Below are 24,200 nucleotides of genomic sequence, written 5' to 3'. Positions count from 1 at the left end.
TTGTCTACATTGCAACACTAAAAAATAAAGGCTATGCAAAAAACATAGCCTTCGTGCTTAGTGATATTGTGAGATTTCAGATAACGCTTCCCCTGCTTGTTCGTCGCTTGCTTCATGAATCGCTAAGTCGCCAAGCGACATCATGCCAACTAACGTCTCGCCTTCGACAACAGGCAAACGACGAATTTGATGTTTTGCCATCAACCGAGCCGCTTCCTCTACGGACGCGTTTGGTGAAATCGTCACGAGCTGTTCGCTCATCACTTCTGTCACCGCTGTTGAACCTGGTTTCTTTTCTGCGATACCGCGTATGACTAAATCGCGGTCCGTCACAATGCCGATGAGACGATTTCCATCTGTAATCGGAATAGCGCCGACGTTATAATCGCGCATTTTTACCGCTGCTTCGTACATATTATCTAGCGGTGTACAACATTCGACTTCTGTTGTCATCATTTCTTTTACTTTTGGCATGTGCATCTCTCCTTTCGTACATTAGTTTCACCAAAATCGGAACAATTATAAAGCTCGTCATTGAAAGTTATGCGCTTTCGTACTATTATTAATGGAGGAATGTTTTATTTTACATAAGGGGGACTTAAACGATGCGCTTCGAAAATACAGGTATTGAAAATCAAACAGCGCCATTAACACGTTTAGATGACTTAATGGAAAGCCTCGGCTTCGTACGTGCCGGTCAATGGGATTACGATCGTGTCACATATGACCGCAAATTTGAAATTAAAAATGACGTCTTTTATTTACGTGTGCAAGGTTATGCGATTGAAGGAGACGTTGGTGGTCGCCATGCGGTCATTAAACTGATGAAGCCGTTGCTTGGCAAGCATTATTATCCACATGGTGTCGAATATGGTGAGGGAGAGAACTTCCCTTCATCATTAGTAAACCAATGTGAAGCTCTTTTAGCAAAAGTGAAAGAAGGTCTTGCAACTATAAACGCATGAGCGCGCTCATGCGTTTTTTCCGTCAACGAGACGACGGACGTACAGGTGAACAGAAACAACCTCTTTTCCTGTCATGTCGTATATGTCATCGATCACTTGTTTTTGAATACGTTCACATAAGGTGAGCATATGATCGCACACTTTGAAAGAGACGGTCATATGAATCGTCAGTCCGTTATGCAGGGCATATACTTTCGTTTCTTCTAATATGACATCATCAAATAGTTGTACGCTCATTGCAGCAATCGTTATAATAGGTTTATGCATATACATCCTCCATACGATTTATGAAATGAAAGCAGGTGTCGTTTCGTTGTTTGAGAAAATTCCAAAGCGGTCCGTATACATAGTCCTTATTTTACTTGCGATCGTCTTATTGACATACTGGGTCGCTCCAATTGCTGTTCCGATTTTATTTGCGTTTATTACAGCTATTTTTTTAGAGCCTGCCGTCAAAGTGGCACAACAGCGGATCGGGTTCAAACGACAGTCTGCCACGCTTCTTGTATTTAGCTTATTTACGTTGTTTATGCTTTTAGGCGGCTACTTTATTATTACAAAAATTGTGACGGAAGCGTTTCATTTTTTTAGACATTCACCACTATACTTAAATGAAATGATTGCAGGTTGGAACGAACTTGTCGCACGCTGGTACAAGCAGACAGAAAAATTGCCGCCGTTCGTTGTAGCAGAACTGAGCCAACAAGTCGATTTATTTTTAACAAAGTTAAAGATGCAACTAACGGCTTCGCTCAGCTTTCATAAAGTGAGTGCGCTCGTGGCGAATGTTCCAACGTTTTTAATTAACTTTCTCGTGTATTTAATTACTTTATTTTTATTTATGCATGACTTACCGAAAATACGCGAAGCGATTTTTTCACATTTAACAGAGGAAACGAAAGAAAAAGTGTATTTTATGTTGTCGCGGCTATCGTATGTCGTATTCGGTTTTTGGAAAGCGCAATTTCTCGTGAGTTTAATTATTTTTGCCGTTTCGTTAGTCGGATTGTTGTTGATTACACCGAAAGTTGCGTTATTTACTGCCTTTATTATTTGGGTGATCGACTTTATTCCAATTATCGGCTCGATCATTATTATGGCACCTTGGGCGATTTTCCACTTTGTCACAGGCGATACAGTACTAGCAACTAAACTATCGATTCTCGGCGTCATTTTGCTTATTTTACGTCGAACCATTGAGCCAAAAGTGATGGGGGCGCATATCGGTTTATCGCCACTCGCAACGCTTATTTCCATGTATTTAGGTGTGAAAATGATGGGGGCACTCGGGCTTATTTTATTCCCGCTTTTACTCATCGCCCTAAAATCAGCGAAAGAAGCAGGCATCATTAAATTTAACTTTAAATTGTAAAAGAGGGTGAACTGTCACCCTCTTTTTAAAATCCTAAAATCGCTTTAATGACCGATGTCGTTTCACCGCCGCGGTAAAATACGTATAACAACAAATACACAACAACGCCTGTTGTCGCGGTGAAAAACCAAACAACGCTTGTGATTGGACCGAGCTTTTTATGTCGCACCCAATTTTTTTTCACCGCGGAAAGCAACGTGACAATGCCGAACACCGCGCCGGCAGTCGCTAAAAAAATGTGAAAAAACAAAAAGAGTGTGTAGTAAATTTTCAAATGATCCGGTCCACCAAAGCTTGTATTTCCAATGAAAATCGTACGTGATAAATAAATGATGAAAAATGCTAGTGCAAAAGCTGCGGCAAGCCACATCGTTTTTTCATGTTTCTTCACTTGCTTTTGGCGAATAAAATACCAACCGACTGCTACAAGTATCGCACTAATGACAATAAAGCTTGTACTAATCGTAGGTAAAATCGGTAACGAACCCATCGTATTCCCTCTCCTATTTGATCATTTTGTCGTCTGAACAGCCACGTGTTCTTCATCTCTTTCTTTTCGATACCATTCAATAAAAATGAAAAATAACATAACCCCATACACAATTTCTTGAATAATTTTCATTAAAACGCCACCGAGCTGTTGATCGTGTAACAGAGACATCGAGCTAAACATTTCCGGTCCGCTCAATTCAAGTGACGCTAATGTCGTTTGCGGCACACAAAGCGCCAAAGCGTTCATCCAAGCCGCTGGGTCGTAATATGTGGCATACAACGGTGTATCGGCGAAAATAATAAGCGCACAAGCAGGTGTAAGCAATACACCATCAGCGAAAATATAACCAACTTTTTTCACACCCGATAATCTCGGAAAACCATGAACGTCGTTCACAAGTGGCCACCACATCATCATTGCCGCAATAAAAATAGCTGTCGTCATGAGCGCGTGCAGCCACATATTCGTTTTCACGGCATCGAAAATGAGCGGCACATGGTATAACGAGAATATACCATTAAACAAAAACAGCGCAATTAACGGTTTCGTAAAAAAAGTAACGCTCGAGCGGATTGTTCGAAGGCGAAAGAGCGCTTCAAACATCCATGAAGGAATACCTTTAATAAGAAGTGGTGGAACGATTAAATAAAGAACAGCCATTTGCGTCATATGCGCACTAAACATTAAATGACCTAACAAATCGACAGGAGAACCTTTACAAATATAAAGCAAAACAATCGCAGTCACAAACAACGTTTTTTGTTTCGTCGTCGTCGGCTGTTTTGAACGGTTTACGAGCCAAAAATAAACGATCGTTACAGCGACTAAAGAAACGAAAAAGTACGGACTCCACATCGCTTCAAAACCGAATATACTTAACGGCATCATACTCACCTCGCTTTTTTTCCAACTTTATTATACTACAAACATAACAAACGTGAAAAGAAAAGAAGCTAGCCAATGCTAGCTTCTTAAATCCAGACGATTGTTAAAAACGCCCAAATCGTAATAAACGCCACGGCTACCCCGCCGTACAAGAAAAGCGCTGGAAGTTCATGCCCTTTATGGCTCATATGCATGAAGTAATATAGCTGGAAAATGACTTGCACGACCGCTAACAATAAGATGAACGGTACAGAAAACCAAGCGGAAAAGCCTTCGTATCCAACCGCAAAAAAGGCGATGAGCGTTAAGAAAATCATTAACGTAAACGAGATAATTTGATGCTTCATCTCTTCCGCATTTTTTTTGCGACGATACGCTACATCTACTTTTGGGTTTTGTACATGTGTATGATTTGCCATACAATCACCCCACCATTCCCATTAAGTATACGACCGTGAAAATGAACACCCAAACGACGTCGATAAAGTGCCAATATAAGCTTGCGACGTAAAACTTCGGTGCATTATATAAGTTTAACCCACGTTTCGCGTTACGAATCATTAGTGTAACAATCCAAAGTAAACCGAACGCCACGTGGGCACCGTGTGTTCCGACAAGCGTATAAAACGCTGAAGAAAAGGCACTTGTTGAGAACGTAAATCCTTCATGCACATACTCTGTAAACTCGTAAATTTCAAGCGCTAAAAAGGCTGCACCAAGCAATACGGTAATGCCGAGCCAAAGCTGCATTTTTTTGAAGTCGAAGTTGCGCATATGATGCATTGCATATACGCTCGTTAAACTGCTCGTTAAAAGCAACATCGTCGCTAAAAAGACGATCGGCATTTGGAATAATTCCTTCGCAGATGGACCGCCTGCCACAGAATCTTTTAATGCTAAATATGTGGCGAAGAGAGAGGCGAACAATACCGTCTCTCCGCCGAGGAAAAACCAAAAACCTAAAAACTTATTTTTCCCTTCAAGGGTCGCTTTTTCTGGCTCTGCCGGGAACGTCTCCGGCGTTAATTTTTCTTCCACATGCATTATGCCCCAGCCCCCTTTTTCTCTGCTTCCATTACTTCTTCTTTAGGAATGTGGAAGCCGTGGTCATCAATAATTGAACGGAAGAACATGGCAACTAGCGTGATCAGTAACCCGATAATACCAACAGGTAATCCCCAACCGTAGTCGTTATGGAATAAGAAGCCTAACGCTGAAATGAATAGACCTAATGACATAACGAACGGCAAAATTGTAGGGTTTGGCATATGAATATCGCCAAGCGGCTCTGCTGGCGTTAAGCCTTTTTTGCCTTCCATCTTTTCAATCCAATATGCATCTAATCCGCGCACAAGCGGCGTTTGCGCAAAGTTGTATTCTGGCGCTGGCGAAGATACCGCCCATTCAAGCGTACGTCCATCTTCCCACGGATCGTTGCCTACTCGTTTTCCTTTTACTGTGGTGATGACAACGTTTGCTAATAACACGATTGTACCTGCTGCCATGAAAAACGCACCGATTGTACTAATTAAGTTCCCTGTTTCAAGTCCTTGACCAGGCAAGAATGTAAATACGCGACGTGGCATACCCATTAAGCCAAGGAAATGTTGAATAAAGAACGTCAAATGGAAACCGATAAAGAACAACCAGAATGTCACTTTTCCTAATTTTTCATCTAACATTTTACCAAACATTTTTGGCCACCAGTAATGAGCACCTGCTAGTAGCGCCAAAACAACCCCGCCGACAATAACGTAGTGGAAGTGCGCAACGACGAAATAACTGTCATGATATTGATAGTCTGCCGCTGCTGCAGCGTTCATTACCCCTGTCACTCCACCGATGACGAACGACGGAATAAACGCGACGGCATACATCATTGGCGTTGTAAAGCGAATGCTTCCGCCCCACATCGTAAACAACCAGTTGAAAATTTTAATTCCCGTTGGAACCGCAATGGCCATTGTCGCAACCGCAAAGATAGCGTTCGCAATTGGCCCCATACCAACCGTAAACATATGGTGCGCCCACACCATGAAGCCTAAAAATCCGATTAATACTGTCGCAAATACCATCGAAGAGTAACCGAATAAACGTTTACGTGAAAACGTCGCAAAAATTTCTGAGAAAATACCGAACGCTGGCAATACGAGAATGTATACTTCTGGGTGACCGAAAATCCAGAACAAGTGCTCCCAAATGATCGTATTTCCACCAAGCGCTGGATCAAAGAAGTTTCCACCGAACAAACGGTCCATCATCATGAAAATTAAACCGACTGTTAATGGTGGGAACGCGAATAAAATAAGCGCAGATGTGACAAACGTCGCCCATGTAAACATCGGCATGCGCATATATGTCATTCCTGGCGCACGCATATTAATGATCGTAACGAGGAAGTTAATTCCACCGATTAACGTTCCTAAACCGGAAATTTGTAAACCTAATACGTAAAAGTCGATCCCGTGTGTTGGTGATGCAAGCGACAACGATGCGTAAGATGTCCAACCCGCATCTGGTGCTCCACCTAAAAACCACGATAAGTTTAAAAACACACCACCGAAGAAAAATAACCAAAAACCGAGCGAATTTAAAAATGGGAACGCAACGTCACGCGCACCGATTTGAATCGGTACAACGGCGTTCATCATCGCAAACACGAGCGGCATCGCCGCAAGGAAAATCATTGTCGTTCCGTGCATCGTCAACACTTCATTGTAAAACCCTGCGCTAATGAAGTCGTTGTTTGGCACGGCGAGCTGAATGCGAATAATCATCGCTTCTAAACCGCCAAGCAAGAAGAAGACTCCGCCGGCGATTAAGTACAAAATCGCAATCTTTTTATGGTCTACCGTCGTTAAGTAGTCCCAAATGACTGCGCCGACACCTTTTTTCCGAGCTAACGTACTCACAGTTTAACCTCCCTTTATCGATAATCCCCTTACTCAACAGATAATGTCATTAAGTATTTTGTTAATGCTTCTAACTCTTCGTCAGATAATGACGGATATGTTCCTGTCATTTTGTTGCCTGGCTTAATTTTTTCTGGGTCTTTTAACCAAGCTTTTAAGTTTTCTTCGTTATGTTCTAAAATGCCAGCAATGCGTTCACGATCCGCAAAGTTGCCTAAGTTTGGCGCAAGGCGAGCTTGTTCAGAGCGACCGTCAACTGGCGTAACAGCGTGACAGCCAATACAGCTTTTATTGAAAATTTCTTCTCCTCGTTGCACAACTGGATCTGTTGAAGCAACAGGTTTTGCATTTTTCATTTTTTCTACCCATTGATCAAACTCATCGCGAGGAAGCGCCTTCACTTTAAAGTCCATTAATGCGTGTGACGGGCCGCAAAGCTCCGCACATTTCCCGTAAAATAGACGCCCTGCCTCTTCCGCGCGTTTTTCATCAAATGTGAGGAAAAATTGGTTTGTATTATCTGTATTTGTATCCATTTTTCCTCCAGCCGCTGGAATCCAGAACGAGTGCTTGACGTCGGAAGCTTTTAAGTTGAAATACACGCGTTCGTCTGTTGGAACAACTAAATCTTGGCTTGTAATAATGCCATAATCCGGGTACTCAAACTCCCACCAGTACAAGTTCGCACGAACGTTGACGACAACGACGTCGCGCTCTTTTTTGTTCATCGGTTTTACATCCGCAAGCTTAAACGTGTATAAAACCGTTGGAACAGCTAGAATGATTAGTAAAATAATCGGAATAACTGTCCAAATGATTTCAAGCGTATGGCTTCCTTCCACTTGTTTTGGAATTTTGTTTTCCTCCCCTTTACGGTGACGGAAGCGAGTCACAACGTAAAGGAAGATGATCGTTACAACCGCAATGACGATGACCATGATGGCCGTGCTGAGCAGCATAAGGTCGTACTGCATGTCAGCTACTTCTCCTGCTGGTTGAAGCGTCGATAAAAACGGCTTGCCGCAACCAGCTAGCAAAAGCGCCATGGCGGAGATAAGAGAAACCAAGCGCCAATTTCGTAGCCACTTTTTCATAGCCTAATCAAACCCCTCTTTCGATTATGAAGTAAAGTGAAATATATACATTCTTTCTTTACAAAAAGAAAGAATTGTAAACCTCTTTAATCAATTGTTACGATCACCATTGTGACAAACAAAATCGTTAAATAGTTGAGCGAATAAATAAACATCCATTTCGCCCATTTCATATCGTCTTTCATTTTAAAACCAGCTAGTCCGAGCGCTAGCCAACCGACGTTCAACAACGTGGCAATCACTAAAAACGGAACGCCTAATGAAAATAAGTAAAATGGAAGTGGTAAAAGCGCCACGATCCAAATGACGATTTGCCGTTTTGTCACTTCAAATCCGTGAACGACCGGCAACATCGGAATGCCCGCTGCGCGATATTCTTCACATCGCTTCATCGCCAGCGCCAAAAAGTGCGGCGGCTGCCATAAAAACATAAGCAGAAACAAAATAATAGGAACGATATGGAAAGAGTCATCGACCGCCGTCCAACCGATCACGGGCGGAACAGCACCTGAAATGCTCCCGATGACCGTATTGAACGTATTGCTTCGCTTAGACCACATCGTATATAAAAAGACGTACGTCACAACGCCAACTAATCCAATGATGGCGGCGGTGACAGTCGTCATAAGCAAACTGATCGTACCGACCGCGACAAGAAGAATGCCGAACCAGAGTACGCGCTTCGGCTCTACGCTTCCGCTTACCGTCGGACGATTTTTCGTCCGCTCCATTAAGTGATCGATGTCGCGATCAATAAAGTTATTTAATGCGCACGAACCTGCAATGACGAGGGCAGATCCAATAAGCGCGAAAAACACGATATGCAAATTGCTTAAAAATCCTTTTCCGGTAAAATGAAGGGCTAACCAAAGTCCCGTAAATGTCGTAATTAAATTCGAGTTCACGATACCAATTTTTACAACAGCTAATACATCTTTGAACACACCTGATTGTAGCTTTGTCGGTTTGACATCTTCGACTACATCCGCCATGTGCCACCACTCCTCCCTTATGCCTTTGAAGGCGTTTCCAATCTATACACGATAACGATATGTCGTCTCTGTATATTAAAACACATTTCTTCGTCAATTTGTGAACTTTTTTTGTCTTAATTGTGTCGAATTTGTGTCAAAATGATATTGTTACGATGAGAACATTGAAAAAACACCGCATTTATATTTCTAGCAAACTCCGCACAAATATTCAACCATATTTGCAACGATTGCTATATTGTAAAATAATAAAACTTTGCGCTTTTCGACATTTTCCGCTAATATGAGAGTAGAATTTTTCACACGTATTTCACATTTATTATACAGTTTTTACTAGGCATTTGCTAGATCAAATTTCGCATTAAGGAAGTGAATACATTGCAGCGGCTTTTAAAATGGTTTGCAGTAGCGACAACAATCGGCATGCTTTTCGTCTTAATTGGCGGCGCGCTCGTCACAAAAACAGGCTCAGGCATGGGGTGCGGTCGTTCGTGGCCGCTTTGTCACGGACAGCTCATCCCATCCAACATTACGGTAGAATTGCTTATCGAATTAAGCCACCGTGTTGTCTCTGGCGTCGTTGGATTGATGGTATTGATTTTATCGATTTGGGCTTGGAAAGCGATCGGTCATATTCGTGAAACGAAGTTTTTGGCGATCGTGTCGTTTGTTTTTCTCGTCTTACAAGGGTTGATCGGCGCTGCCGCGGTCGTATGGGGCCAATCGGACGTTGTGCTAGCGCTTCATTTTGGCATTTCGCTCATTTCATTTGCGGCCGTCTTTTTATTGACGTTGTTTATTTTTGAAGTCGATAAAAAATTTGATGCCGCATCCGTCGTGCTTGATCGTACGATGAAATTTCATATTTACGGCATTATTGCGTATTGCTATATCGTCGTATATACAGGCGCGCTCGTGCGCCATAAACAAGCGAGTTTAGCGTGCCCGAGCTGGCCGTTTTGCGCACAAACAAGGTTGTTCCCAACCCAATTACATGAATGGGTGCAAATGGGTCACCGCTTCGCTGCGGGATTATTATTTATTTGGATTTTCATAGCGACGATATATGCTGTGAAACGGTATAAACAACAGCCTGTCATATACTGGGGCTGGCTGATTGCGCTCGTTCTTGTCAGCTGTCAAGTCGCAACAGGGGCGCTTGTCGTCTTTACAGAGTTGAACTTATACGTCGCCTTAGCCCATGCGTTTTTTATTTCCTGTTTGTTCGGTGTATTAAGTTACTTTGTGCTACTGGCAACGCGCAGTCAAAAACAAAAAAATGCGCCGCAACGATCGAACGTCATTCCGTCTGCCGTATTAAAATAAAAGAACGAGGCTTGCCTCGTTCTTTTATTTTTCCGCTAATTCAATTAACAAATCGCCCGTTTGAATGGCGTCGCCGCCTTGAACGTAAATGTCTTTAACGACACCTGAAAACGGCGCTTGCACCGTCGTTTCCATTTTCATCGCTTCCGTAATCATGAGATGATCGCCTTTTTTCACCTTTTCCCCTTTTTCAACGAGCACTTTTACGACCGTTCCCGGCATCGTCGCAGCAATATGGTTCGGATTGTTGCGATCGGCTTTCACGCGCGCGACAACTGTTGTTTTAATGCTTTCATCTTTAATGACTATTTCGCGCGGTTGACCGTTTAATTCAAAGTATACAATTCGCGTACCGTCCGCTTGCGGCTGACCGATGGAGACGAGTTTGACGATTAACGTTTTCCCTTTCTCAATTTCAACTTCAATTTCTTCACCAAGGCGCATGCCGTATAAAAACGTCGGCGTATCCAAAACAGATACATCCCCAAACTGCTCAACGGTGCGCGCATATTCAACGAACACTTTCGGATATAGCGCATAAGCGAGCACGTCGTAGTCTGTCACTTCGCGTTGAACGATATGATATAACTCTTCGCGCAACTTCTCAAAGTCGACCGGCTCTAACAGCTCTCCAGGACGAACAGTAATCGGTTCGCGCCCTTTTAAAATGATGCGCTGCAACGTTTCTGGGAATCCGCCGTGCGGCTGACCGAGATATCCTTCAAACAGTTCAACAACCGAATCAGGGAAGTCAAGCGTGTCCCCGCGTTCGTAAATGTCCTGCTCGGTTAAATTGTTTTGTACCATATATAGCGCCATATCACCGACAACTTTCGATGACGGTGTCACTTTGACAATATCGCCAAATAAATCGTTGACGCGGCGATACATTTCTTTTACTTCGTCCCAGCGGTCTCCTAAACCGACAGCTTTCGCTTGTTGTTGAAGGTTGCTATATTGTCCGCCCGGCATTTCGTGCATATATACTTCCGTATGCGGTGCGTTCATGCCGCTTTCAAAGTCAGCATAATATTGGCGCACATCTTCCCAATAGCGCGACAGTTTTTCAAGCGATGTAATATCGACTTCCGGGGCACGTTCCGTTCCTTCTAGCGCATAATAAAGCGTGTTGGCGCTCGGTTGGGACGTTAAACCAGCCATCGAGCTAACCGCAACGTCTACAATATCTACTCCCGCTTCGATCGCTTTGGCGTATGTGTAAATGCCGTTTCCGCTCGTGTCGTGCGTATGCAAATGAATCGGAATGTCGACGACTTCTTTTAAAGCGGAAATGAACGTATACGCTGCTTGCGGCTTTAATAGCCCTGCCATGTCTTTAATCGCTAAAATGTGCGCACCTGCTTGTTCAAGCTCTTTCGCTAAGTTTTTATAGTAGTCGAGATTATATTTCGTGCGCGCAGGATCGAAAATATCGCCTGTATAGCAAATGGCTGCCTCCGCCACTTTTCCAGATTGACGTACTGCATCAATGGCAACAGTCATCCCTTTCACCCAGTTTAAACTGTCGAAAATGCGGAATACGTCAATGCCTGCTTCGGCTGATTTCGCCACGAACTCGCGAATGACGTTATCTGGATAGTTTTTATACCCAACGGCATTGGAAGCGCGAAGCAACATTTGAAACAGGACATTCGGAATTTTTTCACGCAATTGAATGAGGCGCTCCCACGGGTCTTCTTTTAAAAAGCGATATGCGACATCAAACGTCGCCCCGCCCCACATTTCCATCGAAAATAGCTGCGGCCATAAACGCGCCGTCGGCTCAGCGATGCGCAACAAGTCGTTTGTGCGCACGCGCGTCGCTAAAAGCGATTGATGGGCATCACGAAACGTCGTATCCGTAAGCAATACACGGTTTTGTTGTTTAATCCATTGAACGAGTCCGTCGGCCCCATGCGCATCTAAAATATGTTTCGTCCCTTTCGGCATCGGTTCGATATAGCTCACTTTCGGGATGCGCGGCGGGTCAAAGACCGGCTTTTTCTTTTTTCCGATGCCCGGAAATCCGTTTACAGTTACTGTTCCGATATACGATAACAATTTCGTACCACGGTCTTTTCGTTTTGGGAAAATAAACAGCTCTGGCGTCGTATCAATAAACGATGTATCATATTCCCCTGTTAAAAACTTCGGATGTTGCACGACGTTTTCTAAAAACGGGATGTTCGTTTTAATGCCGCGAATACGAAACTCACGCAAGTTGCGTAACATTTTCGCCGCCGCTTGTTCAAACGTTAACGCCCATGTCGTCACTTTCACTAATAGCGAATCGTAATACGGGGTAATGACTGCTCCTTGAAAACTATTTCCGGTATCTAAGCGAACACCGAAACCACCACCTGAGCGATACGCCATAATTTTCCCTGTATCTGGCATAAAGTTATTTAGCGGATCTTCTGTTGTGACGCGTGACTGAATTGCATATCCGTGAACATGAATGTCTTCTTGCTTCGGAATGCCGACCTTTTCGCTATGTAGCGCATACCCTTCCGCAATTAAAATTTGCGATTGAACGATATCGATACCGGTAATCATCTCGGTAATCGTATGTTCAACTTGGATGCGCGGGTTGACTTCAATAAAGTAAAATTCATCGCCAGAAACGAGAAATTCGACCGTTCCTGCGTTCACATATTGCACGTTTTTCATAAGTTTGACTGCTGCTTCACAAATTTCTTCGCGAAGCTCCTTCGAGAGCGACACGCTCGGTGCGACTTCCACGACTTTTTGATGACGGCGCTGAACGGAACAGTCGCGATCGTATAAATGAACGATGTTGCCGTATGCATCACCTAAAATTTGCACTTCAATATGTTTTGGCTTTTCAATTAATTTTTCGACATACACGTCGTCGCTACCGAATGCGGCTTTCGCTTCCGATTTAGCGCGCTCATACGCTTCTTTTACTTCCGCTTGCGAGCGAACGATGCGCATGCCGCGACCACCACCGCCTAATGCCGCTTTAATGATCATCGGATAACCGTATGTCTCACCAAAGCGCACGACATCCTCCAAGCTTTGCACAGGGCCATCGCTTCCCGGAATGACCGGAATGCCCGCTTGTTTCGCTTGGTGGCGCGCTTTTACTTTATCGCCAAACATATTTAAATGCTCTTTTCGCGGTCCGATAAAAATGATGCCTTCTTCTTCGCATCGTTTCGCAAATTCGATGTTTTCCGATAAAAATCCGTATCCCGGATGAATTGCATCAACATCATGCATTTTTGCAATTTCGATAATGCCTTCGATATCTAAATACGCTTCAATCGGCTTTTTTCCTTCCCCAACTAAATACGCTTCATCCGCTTTGTAGCGATGATACGATCCGGCATCTTCGCGCGAGTAAATGGCAACGGTACGAATGCCGAGCTCGTTGCACGCACGAAAGACGCGAATCGCAATTTCGCCACGGTTAGCGACAAGTACTTTTTCAATACGCCTCATGTGCAATCCTCCCCCTATTCTTTATATAAAAACTATAACGAATTTTCTGTATTTGTAAATAGGATTACGAAAAAGAAACGTGATTTTTTTGAATATTGTTTTGTTTTTCTGTTTTATATTTTTCGTAGTTTGCGACAGCAGAAATGTTGGCAAGCACTCCCACAGACATCATAAGTAAAACGAGCGAAGAACCGCCGTAGCTCACAAATGGGAGCGTGACCCCTGTAATTGGAATAATGCCCGTTAACCCTCCAAGGTTGACGAACGCTTGAAAGCCAATCATCGTTGCGATGCCAATGGCTAATAAACTGCCAAATGCATCGTGACATTTTCTCGCAATAACAAAACCACGCAAGACGATGAACGACAATAAAAGAAGGACGAACGAAACACCAAATAACCCAAGCTCTTCCGCGATGACCGCCATAATGAAGTCGGTGTGTGCCTCTGGTAAATAGCCGTACTTTTGAATGCTTTGTCCAAGTCCAAACCCTTTTAATCCTCCATTTCCGATCGCAATATACGAGTTGGTCAGTTGGTATCCTTCATCATCTGCATACTTAAACGGATGTAAAAAGCCGTCGATGCGTGATAGTCGCTCTTTTGTAAATACTCGATCGTATATAAACGGACCAGAAATGAGTGCAACGAGTCCAACGATCAAACTGAACAATAAAAACTGTTTCATTAACAGCCGTTTGCTTGCCGCAGAAGAAAAGATGATCGCCACGCAAATGACTCCGATAATCACCATCGTTCCAACGTCCGGCTGTAAAAAAATAAGCAAGCAAATAAACAGCATGTAATAAATCGGAAAAAGCACCTCTTGCGGCGATGTTTGTAGCTTTTTTTGTTTGTTTGCGAGCACCCCGCTTAAATATACAATTAAGCCGATTTTCGCAAACTCTGCGGGCTGAACGTTCACCGGACCGAGTTTGATCCAACTTGTCGCATTGTTCACTGTATGTCCAAGTAAAAGAACGTAAATGAGCGGCAAAGGCATAACGAAAAAAATGAATTGCAAAAACTTTTTGCGCGCATAATGTTTATACGGAACAAATGCAGTCAATAAAAAAACGACGACACCAATCATCCACGCCCATGTTTGTTTTTTGAAAAAATAATCGCTCGTTGTATGAAAGCGGACGACTGCAGTAATCATGCTCGCGCTATATACCATGACAAGCCCGAACAACGATAATAACAGCACCGAGATGATTAATGGATAATCATGATACTTCAAAAACGTTTTCAAGCGCATCTGCTCCATCTTCCTTTTCTCTTTCTTACTTGCATTGTACTACAAAACAGAAAAAACCCAAACGAAATTCGTTTGAGTTTTTGTCATTTTTTCTTCTTTTTCGTGCACGCTTCATGCAATGCCGAAAGCTCCCGCTCAAGTCGGTCTAAAATCGCCTTCCCGTCTTTTTCATCGACAAGCCCTAAGCGGACCGCAAAGTCAATTTCACGGGATAGCCCGAACATTTGCGTATCTAGCACTTCTTCATATAGCGGACATTGCGGCATCGTTAAATGATCCATTTGCACTTGAATCAGCTTCACAATTTTCTCCGCATCCGCTTGCAATAACGAATAGGCTCTTTCTCGAAAGTTTATCGCCACTTCAGGCGTCACGTTGACCCCTCCGTTCCGTACGTTCCTGTTTTTTCATCTTATCGTGAATACGAGAAAAATGCAAGCATCACGCCTCGGACGATTCGTTTTACAAATAAGCGCTTCCATCATATAATGGAAACGAGATAGGGGGAATAAAAATGATCATGATCATCAAAGGGAACGTTAAGTTTACGATTACACTCGACCCGAGCGTGTGGATTTTTGACGATCGCAAAGTAGATGTACATACTTATTTTACACGCCATCCAGAAATAGAACAACGGGAAGACAGCGACGACATTCAAAAAATTTCAGCATATTGGGATCGCGAAATTCAAGAAGGAGCTGTGTCCCCTCCAACGTTGCAAACAGAAAAGCAATTTGAAAAAGAAAAAATATTAACAGGCACGTTCGGCATGCCGTTCGCCCCGTTTTTGCGCAACGCGGAACCGAACGACGATGCAACACGTGTCACTATCGTCACAGAAAACGGTGATACGACGATCCCACTTACGGAAGCATATGAGCTGTTATTATGTTTTGCAAAAGAAGGCAAACCACTCAAAGAAGATGGACCTGTCCATATTTATTTCGGCGACGGCTCTAATCGCGACAATCCGATCACACACGTGCGGGCGTTTATCGTCGAGTGAAAAGAGGCGCTTCGCCTCTTTTCTTATAAAAGATCGGCAGCAAGCTGCGCCAGCGACGAGCGCTCCCCTTTAATTAACCGCACGTGCCCGGCGACTTTTTGTTCTTTAAATTTCTCAACGACGTATGTGAGCCCATTATTGTATTCATCCAAATACGGATGGTCGATTTGGGCAGGATCACCCATTAATACAATTTTACTTCGTTCCCCTACGCGCGTTAAAATTGTTTTCACTTCATGTTTCGTTAAGTTTTGTGCCTCATCAATAATAATAAACTGCTCTGGAATGCTTCTGCCGCGTATATACGTAAGCGCCTCGACTTCAATCGACCCCATGCCTGATAAAATCGCATCAAGCTCACCCGGCTTTTTCGTATCAAATAAAAAATGTAAGTTATCAAAAACCGGTTGCATCCACGGGCGTAATTTCTCTTGTTTTTCCCCCGGCAAATAGCCGATATCTTTTCCAACCGGTACAATCGGGCGGGCGACAAGCAGCTTTTTATATAGCCGTAAATCTTCCGTCTGCATCAATCCTGCCGCTAACGCCAGCAACGTCTTTCCTGTTCCTGCTTTTCCGATGAGCGTCACGAGCGGAATGTCGGTGCGAAGCAACAGTTCACATGCCATCGTTTGTTGCACGTTGCGCGGACGAATGCCCCAAATGTGATCGTAGTGAAAGATGAGTTTGCGCACTTTTTTCCCGGTATGATCAACCATCCCAAGCGCTGATGACGAACCGCCAAGCGCATCTTTCATAATAATAAACTGATTCGGATAAAACGGGTGGTTTGTAATTTCCGCTAGCACAAGCTCACCTTTTTCATAAAAGCGCGCCAAATGTTCTGGACTTATGTACAAATCTAAAAAGCCGGTGTAAATATGGTCAATTTCCACGACGCGGTCGCTTAAAAAATCTTCCGCCTCAAGCCCAATCGCATCAGCTTTGACGCGCACGAGCGCATCTTTGCTCACTAAAATGACCGGACGTCCATTTTCTTTCGTTTGTTCTTCCAACGATAAATTTTTCGCCACAGCTAAAATGCGATTATCATTCGTTTTTTCTACAAAAATTTCTTGGAGTTGCTGAAAGGAGCGATGGTTTAATTCAATGCGCAACACCCCACCGTTATCAAGCGGGATTTTTTCATGCAATTTTCCGTTTTTCCTTAAGTTATCAATAATTTTCGACACTTGTCGAGCGTTTCTCCCTACTTCGTCCATATATCGCTTTTTTGAGTCCACTTCTTCTAACACGACAGCCGGGATGACAACTTCATTATCTTGAAAGGAAAAAATGGAATACGGATCTTGTAACAATACGTTTGTATCTAATACGTATATTTTTTTGCTCACGCTTTTTCCCCCTTGACGACCGTCGTTGGACGGGATTGTTGTTTATATATATGAACGGGCGTATAAAGATAGAAGAAGTTTTGCAAAATAAAGTTAAAGACGAAAAGGGGTGGAACGATTGAAATATATCTTCATCTTCATGTTGCTTTTTATAAGCGCCTGCGGACAACAAGCACAGCCGAACGATCGCGATTCGCTCATTCATGTGAAAAATACGACAAATGAAAAAATCGTCAATAAATCAGGACAACAAATTGCCCGTCATCTCGCCCATCTTGCGAGCAGCGTGCCGAATGTCAACGATGCGACCGTATTAGTTGTCGGGAAATATGCGTTAGTCGGCATCGACGTCAACGCTAAACTCGATCCGTCGCGGGTGGGGACGGTGAAATATTCTGTCGTGGAGAGCTTACAAAAAGATCCGTACGGGGCGAATGCGATCGTCATCGCTGATGCGGATTTGAATACGAGGTTAAAAGCCATTCAAAAACAAGTGGAGAAAGGAAAGCCGATTCAAGGATTTATGGATGAACTCGCCGCCATCGTCGGACGGGTCATGCCTGAAATTCCAAGCGACTTTTTACAAACGACAAATCCGCGCTCAACAAGACAAAACGATAAGCAGCTAAATGAAGGGGAACAGCAGCAACTCGAAAACGAACAACAAAAACAATCAAACGACCATATGAAATAAGCCGAGCGATCTCGCCCGGCTTATGCTTGTTTTAACGCGCTCATTACTTGTTGATCGAGCTTGGCAGCAGCTTGCGCATCGTACGTTTTTTCATATTTCGGCTCAACGGAAATTTTCGCTCCGTAAAACATGACATCACGCACTTCTTCAATATCGACTTGAACCGCGGCAAGCTTCAACGGAACATTTTCTAATTTTTCAACTTTCACGTGCGCTTTTCCGCTAATGGAGTACGTCGATTCGTTGGCGATTAAAACGATCGAAATCGCTGGATTCGCTTTCACGTTCGCAACGATGCGGGAACGTTGATCGACCGCAAAATATACTTTGTCAGGGGCAGGCGCATACACCCATGAAATCGCACTTGCATTTGGTGCACCTGTTTCGTGGTCAATCGTACATACAATGACATATCGTTCTTTTTGTAACGCTTGGAACAACGGTTCAATTAATGTTGGCTCTACCGCATTTGGCATATGTATCCCTCCTTATTTTTATCATACCTTTTTTTCACACACTTTCAAATGATATGATATACTAATTTTTAAAAAAACATGTGAGGTTTGACGATGAGAGTACGATGCATTCTTTGTGAAAAAATAGATACGTTAAACGATGAAACGTTGCTTGCAAAACGATTGCGCAATCGCCCGATTCATACGTATATGTGTGAAACGTGCCATGAGCGCATTGCGCAAAAAACGAAAGAACGGCTTGCAACGGGCAAATTTCGCTTTTTCCGCACGAGCAAACATGAAACAGAATGGTAAGAAAAGCGCCCTGCACGAAGCGTGGGCGCTTATTCGTAATTGACATATTTTTCAGGTTCGCGATTGATTTGATCGAGCATCGTTTCGACGAGCTCGGCTGGAAAGCGAAACGTGCGTGATTCGTTGTTTACAGTAAACGCGACCGTATAGACGTCATCTTCTTTTGTATATGCGATTTCCTCAATCGCATGATCTTCACGCAACAAATCAGAAAAAAATTGTTCCGTCTCTTGTGCTGCCGTATCGTCTGGGCGCGCCTGCGCAACCACTTTAATTGTCAGCCAATTGTATACCGCATCTTGTAATTTCACGCATTTTCCCCCTCGCGACGAAGACGCCATTTATAAATGATTAATACGACGGCAGCGACAAGCAATCCTTCCGCCACAGGTAAAAAGACAGCAAAAAACGTTAAAATCGTACAGCCGAGCACAAGTAGCGTATAAATGACGACGTTTTTTAACATCGGTAATTTACGCGCAAAGCCGAGACGATACACAATGATCGCTAACACGACGATCGTCGCGTACAACAACCACATCCCTGTTATCGGCTGTTCGTGCACGTTGTATAGCGAAGCGAAAAATGACAGGCGACCGATCACATCCATGACGACTTCCCCCTATTTCTTTTGCTCAGCGAGTTTTTTCTTTTTCGCAATTTTTTCGCGTTCGTTTTTATCTAATATTTTTTTGCGCAAGCGAATCGATTGTGGCGTCACTTCGCAATATTCGTCGTCGTTTAAATATTCGAGCGCTTCTTCTAACGTCATGAGACGCGGTTTTTTCATCGTCACCGTTTGTTCTTTTGTCGATGAGCGAACGTTTGTCACATGTTTCATTTTGCATACGTTCACGACTAAATCGTTGTCGCGGCTATGTTCGCCAACGATCATCCCTTCATACACTTCCGTTCCCGGCTCGATGAAAATAACGCCGCGGTCTTCGACTTGCATAATGCCATAAGCCGTCGCTTTTCCTGTCTCCATCGAAATGAGCACCCCTTGATGTCTGCCGCCAATTTGCCCTTGGATGACAGGTTGATAGCTGTCGAACGAATGGTTTAAAATACCGTATCCGCGCGTAAGCGACATAAATTCCGTCCGATAGCCGATTAATCCGCGCGCAGGCACGAGGAAAATAAGGCGCACTTGCCCGTTTCCGTTATTGACCATATCGATCATTTCCCCTTTGCGCGCCCCAAGCGACTCCATAATCGCCCCTGTATATTCTTCTGGAATGTCAATTTGTACACGCTCAACTGGCTCGCACATGACGCCATCGATTTCTTTCATAATGACTTCTGGCTTTGATACTTGCAGTTCAAAACCTTCACGGCGCATATTTTCAATTAAAATCGATAAATGAAGCTCCCCACGACCTGACACGATCCATGCATCTGGCGAATCGGTCGGCTCAACGCGAAGCGAGACGTCTGTTTCTAACTGTAAACGAAGACGTTCTTCAATTTTTCTTGCGGTCACATGTTTTCCTTCTCGTCCTGCAAACGGGCTATTGTTCACAAGAAACGTCATTTGTAACGTCGGTTCGTCAATGCGAAGCGGAGGCAATGCTTCTTGCGCGTCAAGCGGACATACTGTTTCACCTACGTTAATATCTTCCATGCCGGAAACAGCCACTAAATCGCCCGCTTTCGCTTCTTCAATTTCGATGCGTTTTAATCCGAGGAAGCCAAACAGTTTTGTGACGCGAAACGTTTTCACAGAGCCGTCTAGCTTCATAAGGGCGACTTGTTGTCCCACTTGCATGCGCCCGCGGAAAATACGGCCGATTCCAATGCGACCGACGTAATCGTTATAGTCGAGAAGGGCGACTTGAAATTGAAGCGGCTCATCGCTATTGTCGATTGGAGCCGGAATATGTTCAATAATCGTTTCAAATAGCGCCGTCATGTCGGCGTCTTGTTTGTCTGCATCTAAACTTGCCGTTCCGTTAATCGCTGAAGCGTACACGACCGGAAACTCAAGCTGGTCTTCTGATGCCCCGAGCTCAATAAATAAATCGATCACTTCATCGACGACTTCGTGTGGGCGCGCAAATTCGCGGTCAATTTTATTAACGACAACAATCGGCGTTAAGTTTTGTTCTAACGCTTTTTTTAACACGAAGCGCGTTTGTGGCATACATCCTTCGTACGCATCGACGACGAGCAACACCCCATCAACGAGCCGCATAATGCGTTCGACTTCTCCACCGAAGTCGGCATGTCCCGGCGTATCTAAAATGTTAATGCGCGTGCCTTTGTATTGAATGGCTGTATTTTTTGCTAAAATCGTAATGCCTCGTTCACGCTCTAAATCGTTGCGATCAAGCGCCCGTTCTTCCACTTGTTCGTTCGCCCGAAACGTGCCGGATTGGCGAAGCAATTGGTCGACTAACGTCGTTTTTCCGTGGTCAACGTGCGCAATAATCGCGATGTTGCGAATATCGTTTCTCAATGGTTTCAACTCCTATTTTTCAACATTGCGCGTCTATTATAGCACAAACATAGTAGAAAAGCGGAATGTTTTGTTGTAATCTAAAGGAAAGAGGAGGAAAACATATGAATAAATTTCAACCGCTTTTTTTTATAATGGCGCTACTTGCGACGATAACGTTAATAGGCACCGGCATTGCGATCGCTTATCGACATGTGCCAGCGATCGTCGGTTCTCTTATTGCCTTTTTTGGCGTGATGGGGCTTAGTTTTTCACTAAAAAAAAAGAAAAAGCGCTAACGAGCGATAGTTAGCGCTTGATCATCGCAAGTATTTCTTCATGCAATCCCGGTTTTGAAACAAACACCGAGCTTTTTTCAATCATATTGAGCGGCTCACCGTACAAATTTGTCACCACACCGCCTACTTCTTCAACAATAACCATCCCACCAGCAATATCCCACGGCGACAACCGAAGCGTAATGTACGCATCTAGTTTACCTGATGCGATGTACGCCATCTCAAGTGCCGCAGAACCGTATGAACGCGTGCCGCGCGCTTTTTTCACAAGCGGGGCTAGCACATGTGGGTCGATGCGACGGTTTTCTGTCACCCACGTTGCATTTAGCGAAATGATTGAACGTTCAAGCGTCGTTTTCTCAAGTGGTGGAAGCGGCGTGCCGTTTAAAAACGCCCCTTTTCCTTTTTGGGCGTAATATAGCTCGTCAAACGCCACATCATATATGTAGCCAAGCATGCCGACACCGTCTTGAAACACCCCGACAGAAATCGCAAAATGGCGCTGTTGATGAATAAAATTCATCGTCCCGTCAATTGGGTCGATAATCCAAACGATACCATCTAGCGCTTGTAATTCATCGCCGAGCCCTTCTTCTCCTAAAATGCGATGCGTCGGATACGTTTGGCGAATGCGTTCAATAAAAAATTGTTCAATTTCGCGATCGACGTTTGTTACTAAATCGGACGGGCTTGATTTCGTTTCGATTTTTAGTTTCGTTTGAAACGCATCGCGTATGCGTTCCCCTGCTTCGCGAATCCAATGCTGCATATGTTGATCAATTTCGTTCCACATAAAAAACCTCCTGCATATATTTATGTAGAAAAGGCGGCGTTTGCCGCCTTTCAGTTCGACAGACGAATAAGTTCTTGGCGCAGTCTTTCGAGTTTTCGTTTACATTCATTTTTTTTCGCTTCATTATTTTCTAACATCGCTTCATAAAGGGTGGCTAGTTCATAATCAACTTCGAGCTTTAATACTTTTATTCGGCGTTCTCCATCCATTTTTCTAAATCCATCGGCTGTTTTTCTCACATTTGTGCACCCCTTCCGCTCTTATTTTTTCTGAAAATTCTTTTTTATATACTATGTAGCGAAAGGGGGATATGCAACTTTACATTTTCACAATCTCTCCGTTGGACAACTCTTTTCCTTTTTTAACTGTTTGGTAAGAGGAATAGCCGCTTACTTTTTCAAATTCATCGCATAGTTTTCGCTCTTCCGCTTTGCTTGGAACGATTTGTTTAAAGCGGCGATATAAGTTCATGAATTGCTCTCGTTCAATCCCTTGTTCGTACGCTTGTTCAACGCCTTCGTAAAATTTAATAACGTCGATGATTTCTTCGGTTGACCAACTGTAATCAATCGGATAAGCATATTTCATGATGTTCACCTTTCTTTGTTTGCTGTTTCGTTTTAGTTTGCCCAACGTGCGCGAATTTGTTCTGCCTCTTGAATGATGCGCGCAAAAAGTTCGCTAACGGTCGGCACATCGTGAATAAGTCCGATCACTTGCCCCGCCCATGCAAATCCTTCTTCTGTATGACCGTCGTAAATAAATCGTTTGTTCGCTTTTCCGCTAATGTACTCTTTTAGTTGTTCGTATCCTTTTCCTTCTTGTTCAAACTGTAAAATTTTTTCTGTCCATTCGTTCAACAAAGCGCGCGCAGGGGCACCGAGCGATCGTTTAATGACGACGGTGTCGCTTTCTGTGCGTTCCACAAGCATTTGTTTATACACAGGATGCGCATGAATGCATTCTTTCGTCGCAATAAAGCGCGTGCCCATTTCAATGCCTTCCGCTCCAAGCGCAAGGGCAGCCATCAGCCCGCGCCCGTCGCCAATGCCACCTGACGCGATGACAGGAATCGATACGGAATCGACGACGCGCGGCACTAGGACAAACGTTCCGATATCGTGCTTGCCGAGATGTCCGCCTCCTTCTTGACCGACAACCATAACCGCATCTGCCCCAAGCTCCTCTGCTTTCACTGCTTGGCGTACCGCCGCCACGAGCACAAGCTTTTTCACAGATACGCCTTTTAACTGTTCAAAAATAGGCGCAGGATTTCCGCCCGTCATCGAAATGACCGGCACCTGTTCTTCAATCGCTACTTCAAGCATGTGCGCAAACGGACGCCCATGTTGTCCGATCGCAAAATTCACACCAAACGGTTTGTCCGTTTTTTCGCGCACTTTTTTAATTTCTTCTCGCAGCTCATCAGGTGTCTCAAGCGACATCGCCGTAATTTGCCCTAGTCCCCCAGCATTCGACACCGCCGCCGCTAAATCGGCATATGCTAAATACGCAAGCCCCCCTTGAATAATCGGATAACGAATACCTAACAACTCCGTTACTCTCGTGTTCCAGTTCACACATCATTCCCCCTTTACTTTTTATCATTCTTCACTTATAAAGAAAAGTCCTTCACAAACAATAAATGAAGAAATATGCAATCGTTTTGATTTTTAAGCAAAAAGTATGAGTAAAATGTTTGTGGGAGAAAAAAAGACAGGTTCCTGATTTGGTATAATAAGGAACCTGTCAGATATGTAAGCAAAATAGATGAAAAACGGGCTCTCCTCCTGGTAAGGTAGTAAGTGCGAAAAAAATACAACCAAAGAAAGGAGTGGAGCCCATGCAGGATTATATCACAAACGGCTTGACATTAAAAGAGATCGAACAGTCTTTATTTAGACATATGCAAAAACAATATGGTCATCTCCTTCAACAGGTGTTGGAGGAGATCGACCGCACATTGGCAGAACAGCGGGACAAGAAACGATATGCGCTCAAAGATAAGCGGACGATCCGACTCCAAACGCTATTTGGAGAGGTGGAAGTGAAGCGAAACTACTACTTTGACCGTGAAA

The 24,200-nt window shown here is 43.9% G+C and carries 29 protein-coding genes; 8 read left to right on the top strand and 21 right to left on the bottom strand.

All coding sequences use genetic code 11. The annotated features are described in order from the left end of the window. Positions 1–57 precede the first annotated feature (57 nt). Positions 58–474, bottom strand: a complete 417-nt coding sequence (locus ETB99_RS01395) for a CBS domain-containing protein (protein WP_077429513.1) — start codon at positions 472–474, stop codon at positions 58–60. Positions 475–605: 131 nt separating this feature from the next. On the opposite strand from ETB99_RS01395, the gene ETB99_RS01390 reads away from it, so the two are divergent. After that, positions 606–965, top strand: a complete 360-nt coding sequence (locus ETB99_RS01390) for a YugN family protein (protein ID WP_077429514.1) — start codon at positions 606–608, stop codon at positions 963–965. A 6-nt stretch (positions 966–971) separates the two neighbouring features. On the opposite strand, the gene ETB99_RS01385 is transcribed toward ETB99_RS01390, so the two are convergent. Next, positions 972–1,232, bottom strand: a complete 261-nt coding sequence (locus ETB99_RS01385) for a hypothetical protein (RefSeq protein WP_077429515.1) — start codon at positions 1,230–1,232, stop codon at positions 972–974. Between the two features lie 25 nt (positions 1,233–1,257). Between ETB99_RS01385 and ytvI the strand changes: the two genes are divergently transcribed. Further along, the gene (gene ytvI / locus ETB99_RS01380) at positions 1,258–2,337 is read left to right on the top strand and encodes a sporulation integral membrane protein YtvI (RefSeq protein WP_171699747.1); all 1,080 of its coding nucleotides are present in this window, start codon (positions 1,258–1,260) and stop codon (positions 2,335–2,337) included. Positions 2,338–2,362: 25 nt separating this feature from the next. Here ytvI and ETB99_RS01375 read toward each other — a convergent pair whose 3' ends face one another. The 7 genes from ETB99_RS01375 to cyoE form a co-directional block, all read right to left on the bottom strand. Then, the gene (locus ETB99_RS01375; protein ID WP_171699746.1) at positions 2,363–2,827 is read right to left on the bottom strand and encodes a DUF420 domain-containing protein; all 465 of its coding nucleotides are present in this window, start codon (positions 2,825–2,827) and stop codon (positions 2,363–2,365) included. A gap of 21 nt (positions 2,828–2,848) precedes the next feature. Continuing rightward, positions 2,849–3,718, bottom strand: coding sequence for a cytochrome c oxidase assembly factor CtaG (gene ctaG, locus ETB99_RS01370; RefSeq protein ID WP_171699745.1), 870 nt, complete (start codon positions 3,716–3,718; stop codon positions 2,849–2,851). Between the two features lie 83 nt (positions 3,719–3,801). Then, the gene (gene ctaF, locus ETB99_RS01365; RefSeq protein WP_171699744.1) at positions 3,802–4,134 is read right to left on the bottom strand and encodes a cytochrome c oxidase subunit IVB; all 333 of its coding nucleotides are present in this window, start codon (positions 4,132–4,134) and stop codon (positions 3,802–3,804) included. Positions 4,135–4,138: 4 nt separating this feature from the next. Further along, on the bottom strand, positions 4,139–4,759 hold the full coding sequence (gene ctaE / locus ETB99_RS01360) for a cytochrome c oxidase subunit III (protein ID WP_171699743.1): 621 nt from the start codon (positions 4,757–4,759) through the stop codon (positions 4,139–4,141). Next, positions 4,759–6,627: a cytochrome c oxidase subunit I gene (gene ctaD / locus ETB99_RS01355; protein WP_171699742.1), complete on the bottom strand. Its 1,869-nt coding sequence runs from the start codon at positions 6,625–6,627 to the stop codon at positions 4,759–4,761. Before ctaD ends, ctaE begins: the two co-directional genes overlap by 1 nt. A 29-nt stretch (positions 6,628–6,656) precedes the next feature. Next, positions 6,657–7,721 carry a cytochrome c oxidase subunit II gene (coxB, locus tag ETB99_RS01350; protein WP_171699741.1) on the bottom strand — a complete coding sequence of 355 codons (1,065 nt, stop codon included), beginning with the start codon at positions 7,719–7,721 and terminating at the stop codon, positions 6,657–6,659. Positions 7,722–7,807: 86 nt separating this feature from the next. Further along, a complete protein-coding gene (gene cyoE / locus ETB99_RS01345; RefSeq protein ID WP_129000066.1) occupies positions 7,808–8,713 on the bottom strand; it encodes a heme o synthase in 906 nt (301 codons plus the stop codon). A 378-nt stretch (positions 8,714–9,091) separates the two neighbouring features. On the opposite strand from cyoE, the gene ETB99_RS01340 reads away from it, so the two are divergent. Further along, a complete protein-coding gene (locus ETB99_RS01340; RefSeq protein ID WP_164970104.1) occupies positions 9,092–10,039 on the top strand; it encodes a COX15/CtaA family protein in 948 nt (315 codons plus the stop codon). 24 nt (positions 10,040–10,063) lie between these two features. On the opposite strand, the gene pyc is transcribed toward ETB99_RS01340, so the two are convergent. From pyc to ETB99_RS01325, 3 genes are all read right to left on the bottom strand, one after another. Then, positions 10,064–13,504 carry a pyruvate carboxylase gene (gene pyc, locus ETB99_RS01335; RefSeq protein WP_171699740.1) on the bottom strand — a complete coding sequence of 1,147 codons (3,441 nt, stop codon included), beginning with the start codon at positions 13,502–13,504 and terminating at the stop codon, positions 10,064–10,066. 64 nt (positions 13,505–13,568) lie between these two features. After that, complete coding sequence (gene ftsW / locus ETB99_RS01330) at positions 13,569–14,774, bottom strand: putative lipid II flippase FtsW (protein ID WP_171699739.1); 1,206 nt, start codon at positions 14,772–14,774, stop codon at positions 13,569–13,571. Between the two features lie 74 nt (positions 14,775–14,848). After that, positions 14,849–15,139, bottom strand: a complete 291-nt coding sequence (locus ETB99_RS01325; RefSeq protein WP_004891276.1) for an Fpa/YlaN family protein — start codon at positions 15,137–15,139, stop codon at positions 14,849–14,851. Between the two features lie 140 nt (positions 15,140–15,279). Here ETB99_RS01325 and ETB99_RS01320 point away from each other — a divergent pair, with 140 nt between their 5' ends. Further along, on the top strand, positions 15,280–15,774 hold the full coding sequence (locus ETB99_RS01320; RefSeq protein WP_077429527.1) for a molybdopterin-binding protein: 495 nt from the start codon (positions 15,280–15,282) through the stop codon (positions 15,772–15,774). 23 nt (positions 15,775–15,797) lie between these two features. On the opposite strand, the gene ETB99_RS01315 is transcribed toward ETB99_RS01320, so the two are convergent. After that, entirely contained in the window at positions 15,798–17,129 is a 1,332-nt protein-coding gene (locus ETB99_RS01315) for a PhoH family protein (protein WP_171699738.1), read from the bottom strand. Positions 17,130–17,238: 109 nt separating this feature from the next. On the opposite strand from ETB99_RS01315, the gene ETB99_RS01310 reads away from it, so the two are divergent. Further along, positions 17,239–17,823, top strand: coding sequence for a YhcN/YlaJ family sporulation lipoprotein (locus ETB99_RS01310; protein WP_171699737.1), 585 nt, complete (start codon positions 17,239–17,241; stop codon positions 17,821–17,823). Between the two features lie 20 nt (positions 17,824–17,843). On the opposite strand, the gene ETB99_RS01305 is transcribed toward ETB99_RS01310, so the two are convergent. Beyond that, complete coding sequence (locus ETB99_RS01305; protein WP_171699736.1) at positions 17,844–18,299, bottom strand: pyridoxamine 5'-phosphate oxidase family protein; 456 nt, start codon at positions 18,297–18,299, stop codon at positions 17,844–17,846. Between the two features lie 93 nt (positions 18,300–18,392). Here ETB99_RS01305 and ETB99_RS01300 point away from each other — a divergent pair, with 93 nt between their 5' ends. Further along, entirely contained in the window at positions 18,393–18,593 is a 201-nt protein-coding gene (locus ETB99_RS01300; protein WP_004891284.1) for a YlaI family protein, read from the top strand. A 29-nt stretch (positions 18,594–18,622) separates the two neighbouring features. Here ETB99_RS01300 and ETB99_RS01295 read toward each other — a convergent pair whose 3' ends face one another. From ETB99_RS01295 to typA, 3 genes are read right to left on the bottom strand one after another with little or no spacing between them, the layout of a single operon-like run. Next, on the bottom strand, positions 18,623–18,904 hold the full coding sequence (locus ETB99_RS01295) for a hypothetical protein (protein ID WP_004891286.1): 282 nt from the start codon (positions 18,902–18,904) through the stop codon (positions 18,623–18,625). Continuing rightward, positions 18,901–19,203 carry a YlaH-like family protein gene (locus ETB99_RS01290; RefSeq protein ID WP_006321349.1) on the bottom strand — a complete coding sequence of 101 codons (303 nt, stop codon included), beginning with the start codon at positions 19,201–19,203 and terminating at the stop codon, positions 18,901–18,903. The genes ETB99_RS01295 and ETB99_RS01290 overlap by 4 nt, the downstream gene beginning before the upstream one ends. Before the next feature lie 12 nt (positions 19,204–19,215). Next, positions 19,216–21,051, bottom strand: coding sequence for a translational GTPase TypA (gene typA / locus ETB99_RS01285; protein WP_004891288.1), 1,836 nt, complete (start codon positions 21,049–21,051; stop codon positions 19,216–19,218). A gap of 104 nt (positions 21,052–21,155) precedes the next feature. Between typA and ETB99_RS01280 the strand changes: the two genes are divergently transcribed. Next, positions 21,156–21,329 (top strand): DUF5325 family protein, encoded by a 174-nt coding sequence (locus ETB99_RS01280; protein ID WP_171699735.1) that lies wholly within the window; start codon positions 21,156–21,158, stop codon positions 21,327–21,329. Positions 21,330–21,339: 10 nt separating this feature from the next. Here ETB99_RS01280 and ETB99_RS01275 read toward each other — a convergent pair whose 3' ends face one another. The 4 genes from ETB99_RS01275 to ETB99_RS01260 all read right to left on the bottom strand — a co-directional run bounded on the left by ETB99_RS01275 (position 21,340) and on the right by ETB99_RS01260 (position 23,702). Beyond that, the gene (locus ETB99_RS01275) at positions 21,340–22,122 is read right to left on the bottom strand and encodes an inositol monophosphatase family protein (protein ID WP_171699734.1); all 783 of its coding nucleotides are present in this window, start codon (positions 22,120–22,122) and stop codon (positions 21,340–21,342) included. A 50-nt stretch (positions 22,123–22,172) separates the two neighbouring features. Then, on the bottom strand, positions 22,173–22,361 hold the full coding sequence (locus tag ETB99_RS01270) for a hypothetical protein (protein WP_077429533.1): 189 nt from the start codon (positions 22,359–22,361) through the stop codon (positions 22,173–22,175). 79 nt (positions 22,362–22,440) lie between these two features. Beyond that, a complete protein-coding gene (locus tag ETB99_RS01265) occupies positions 22,441–22,710 on the bottom strand; it encodes a UPF0223 family protein (RefSeq protein WP_035020273.1) in 270 nt (89 codons plus the stop codon). Between the two features lie 32 nt (positions 22,711–22,742). Further along, positions 22,743–23,702 (bottom strand): NAD(P)H-dependent flavin oxidoreductase, encoded by a 960-nt coding sequence (locus ETB99_RS01260; RefSeq protein ID WP_171699733.1) that lies wholly within the window; start codon positions 23,700–23,702, stop codon positions 22,743–22,745. A 263-nt stretch (positions 23,703–23,965) separates the two neighbouring features. On the opposite strand from ETB99_RS01260, the gene ETB99_RS01255 reads away from it, so the two are divergent. After that, on the top strand, positions 23,966–24,200 hold a 235-nt coding region (locus tag ETB99_RS01255; RefSeq protein WP_035019221.1), incomplete at its 3' end, for a UPF0236 family transposase-like protein.

This window comes from Anoxybacillus sp. CHMUD (genome assembly GCF_013096965.1).
GTDB classification, from domain to species: Bacteria; Bacillota; Bacilli; order Bacillales; family Anoxybacillaceae; genus Anoxybacillus; species Anoxybacillus kestanbolensis_A.
The sequence above is the reverse complement of the archived record's forward strand: the minus strand, read 5'-3'. Positions and strand labels throughout refer to the sequence as shown.